Genomic DNA, 3607 nt, shown 5'->3' with positions numbered 1-3607 from the left:
CGAAGAAGCGGTGCGCGACATGCCGCGCGGGATCGCGCGTGCCGGGCACCGCCGTGCCGCGGGTGCAGGCGAAATACACCAGCGTGTCCGCCAGCCCGCGGGGCCCCCCCCCCCCCCCCCGGGGGGGGGGGCGGGCGGGGCCCGCCGCCGCGGTGGCGCCGTTCACCGCCTCGTCGAGCGAGCCCGGGATGATCCGGCCCTGGCTGTCGAAGGAGACGACGAGGCGGCCGAGATAGGTGAACTCGTTGTCGGTGTTGACGATCAGCGTCGGGTCGCCGGCGGCGCCGGCGGTCACGATCGGGTCGGGGCCGGCGAAGCTCGCCGCATGGCCGGGGACGCCCACGGCGAGGTCGTCGCCGTCGCCGAGGCGCGTGTTGGAGCCGGCGGCGAGGATGATGTCCACGCCTTCCAGCAGCGGCGCCAGCGCCTGCTCGAAGGCGATCTGCTGCAGATGCGCCATCAGCACGATCTTGTTCACGCCCTGGTCGCGCAGGTCGTCGATCACGATCTGCAGCTGGGAGGCGAGCAGCGCCATGTCGTTGGCCTCGCTGCCGTCGCCGGCGAAGCCCTTCACCTCCACGCCGCCGAGCGAGGAGATGGTCTCGACGATCTGCGTCGTCGCGCCGACCAGGCCGATCAGCTCGCCGCCCTTGGTGACGACGGCGGAGGGCACGATCTTCCGCGCGAGGCTCGCCGCGTTCTCGAGCCCGCCGGTCCCGACCGTCTCCTGGTAGCGGCCGGCGAGCGCGCCATCCGCGGAGAAATCGAGATTCGCCGAGAGATAGGGGAAGGCGGCGTCGTTCACGATGTCGGAGAAGGCGTTGGTGCCGAGGTCGAATTCATGGTTGCCGACCGTGGAGGCCTCGACGCCGATGCGGTTGTGGATCTCGATGTCGGCCGCGCCGGGATTGGTGCCCTTGTTGTGCGTCGCGCCGACCGAGGGATCGGTGCCGGCGGCGAGGAACGGGCCGGGGATGACGTTGTCGCCGCCGGCCAGGATCAGCGTGTTGGCGTAGTCGTCCTCGAAGGCGTCCACCAGCGCGGCGAGATAGGGCGCGGTGTCGCCGGCCAGCAGCCCGGCCTCGCCATCCGAGAAATGCAGCAGCTGCAGGGTGAAGGGCTGCGGCGCGCCGAGATCCTCGATGCCGAAGACCGAGATGGTGTTGCTCACCTCGTTGCTGGTGACGAAGAGGGCCTGGCCGGTCGGGCTGTCCGCCGCCGGGATGAACAGGCTGCCCTCGGGGCTGACGTCGCCGGGGCGGCGCGCCATGCCGGTGTAGCTGACATCCGTCGGGTCGGTGATGTCGAAGACCAGGTTGGCGTTCGCGCGCTCGAGGCCGACGAAGGCGTAGATGCGCCCCCCGATCTCGCCGATCTCGATGCCCTCGGGCTCCGGGCCCTTGTTGTCGGAGCGGCCGTCGAAGTCGGCGAGGGCGAGCTGCCCGTTGAACACCATGTGGCTGGCGATCCGCTCGATCACGTCGCCGCTGTCGAAGACGATGGCGCCGTCGGCGTCGAGGATGGAGAAGGAGCGGCCGCCGAGCATCTGGATGCGGTCGATGTCGCCGTCGCCGTCAGTGTCGCCGCTGACGCCGGCATTGGTCACGGTCAGGCGGCCGAGCACGGCGTTCTGCTTGAGGAACGCCTCGTTCGGGAAGGTGGCGTCGTCGAGGTCGAGGCTGCCGAGTCGCGCCGGCTCGTCCGGCGGGATGAAGTCGTCGCGGTCGTCGCCCTCGTTGGCGACGACGAAATAGGTGCTGCCGCCCGCCTCGTAGCTGTCGATCGCGTCGGGCATGTACATCCCGAACACCGGCATGCCGCCCATCAGCTTGACGAGGTTGCCGTTGCTGGGCCCGTCGCGGTCGCTGAAATCGGCGAAGAGCGTCGAGAAATCCTTGAAGCCGAGCGGCACGATGTCGGTGAAGGTCGCCGTCGCGATGTCCAGCAGGCCGACCGCATTCGCCTCCTGCAGCGTCACCATCGCCTTGGTGCCGTCGGCCGAGATCGCGATGTATTCCGGCTCGACATCCTGCGAGACGGAATTGCCGGCGAAGATGCGCACGCCGGCCGCGCGCAGCGCATCCTCCTGCCCGTCGAAGGCGGTGAAGCCGGCGGTCTGCACGGTGGCGGCGGCGACGCCGCCCGAGATGTCGATGATGGAGACGCTGCCTGCCGCGGGATCGCTGCCATCGGCGGCGTATTCGCCCTCATTCGCGGTCAGCACCTTCATCCCGTCCGGCGTGAAGGTGACCATGTCGGGCAGCGCCCCGACCGCGACGGAGCCGAGCAGGTCGCCCGTCGCGGCCTCGAGGAAGACGACATGGCCGGGATCGGTCTTCGGGCTGGCCGGCAGCGCCACCGCCACGATGCCGCCCTTGCTGGCAACGGAGCTGATATCGGTGGTGGCGAAGCCGAGCGCGGTGAAGTCGATCGTCGTGAGCAGCACCGGCGCCGCGGGGTTCGACAGGTCCACCACCTGCAGCCCCGCGCTCGAGGTCACGAAGAGCCGGTCGCTGCCGGGATCGAAGGCCGAGATCTCAGCCCCGGCGAGGCCCAGCGAACCCAGGACCTCGATGGCAAGGGCATTGGTCGGCGTGTTCGAAAGCGACATCGGCATGCATCTCCCGGGTGCAGTCGGGGCGGGATATGCGCCGCGGATGACAGAGCGATGACGGAATCCCTTCCGGGAGGTGAAGAGGCGGCGGCGCGACGGATCGGCAGCCGCCGCTCATCCGCGCGGCTGGCCCGTCGCGTCGGCGATGGCGGCAAGCCCGGCGGCGTGGCGCTCGATGATCGCCGCGCGCACGGTCGCGTCCTCGCTGCTGCGCAGCCCTGCCTCCCGCGCCAGGTCGAGATGCCGGGCGAGCGTGGCGAGCCGCGCCGGATCGCGCTCCACCGCGGCGACCGCGGCGAGCACCGCGCCCAGGCGGATGCTCACCGAGGGCTCGCTGGTGCCGGCCTGGCGCAGCATGTGGAACATCGCATCCGCCAGCCCGTCATAGTCGGTGGCCGGCCGCTGCAGCCGCAGCACGCCGTCGCGCCGGGTGCAGCCATCCGGCAGGTCGTGCCGCGCGGTCTCGCACAGCGCGGCGCCGAGCTGGTCGAGCACGCTGATCGCCGTGAAGGGATCGCGCGTGCCGGCCGAGAGCGCGCGCATGCCGACCTCCACGAGCTGCCGCACGGCATATTCCAGGTCCTGCTCCACGTTGCGCGTGTCGCCGAGGGCAAGCGACGCCGCGACCGCCGCCTCCGCCGCGGCGCGCAGGGCGGCCGGCGCGACCCCGCCGAGCGCGCGGCCGGGGAAGACGACGCCGCCCGGGCGGACGAAGAGGCGGATGCAGGCGTCGTGCTCCGCCGCCCAGCCGGCCAGGCCCGCCTCGTCCAGCACGCGCAGATAGCCGCTGCCGCGCGCGCGCAGCGGCGCGTAGGGACCGGCGGGGCATTGCTCCGGCGGGCGCCGCGCCCCGCCCACCCCCCCCGCCCGCCCCCCCCCCCGCCCCCCCCCCCCCCGTGGAACTGCACGCCGCGGCGCAGATGGAAGGTCCAGGTGCGGCCATCCGGGCTGCTTTCCCAACGCTCCGCGAGGTCTGGCTCGATCTCCGCCGGG

The 3607-nt window shown here is 72.0% G+C and carries 2 protein-coding genes and 1 pseudogene; all 3 read right to left on the bottom strand.

Going from position 1 to position 3607, the window contains the following annotated elements; genetic code table 11:
* On the bottom strand, positions 1–2611 hold a 2611-nt coding region (locus tag AC1MIR_RS18910), incomplete at its 3' end, for a choice-of-anchor I family protein (protein ID WP_480029737.1).
* Positions 2612–2728: 117 nt separating this feature from the next.
* Positions 2729–3472, bottom strand: coding sequence for a DUF2254 family protein (locus tag AC1MIR_RS18905; protein ID WP_480029736.1), 744 nt, complete (start codon positions 3470–3472; stop codon positions 2729–2731).
* 44 nt (positions 3473–3516) lie between these two features.
* A pseudogene (locus AC1MIR_RS18900) lies at positions 3517–3597 on the bottom strand (ABC transporter substrate-binding protein); the annotation flags it as partial.
* Positions 3598–3607: the final 10 nt, after the last annotated feature.

This window comes from Falsiroseomonas sp. RANM36 (assembly GCF_056682175.1).
This window is presented reverse-complemented; position numbering and strand designations above follow the sequence as displayed.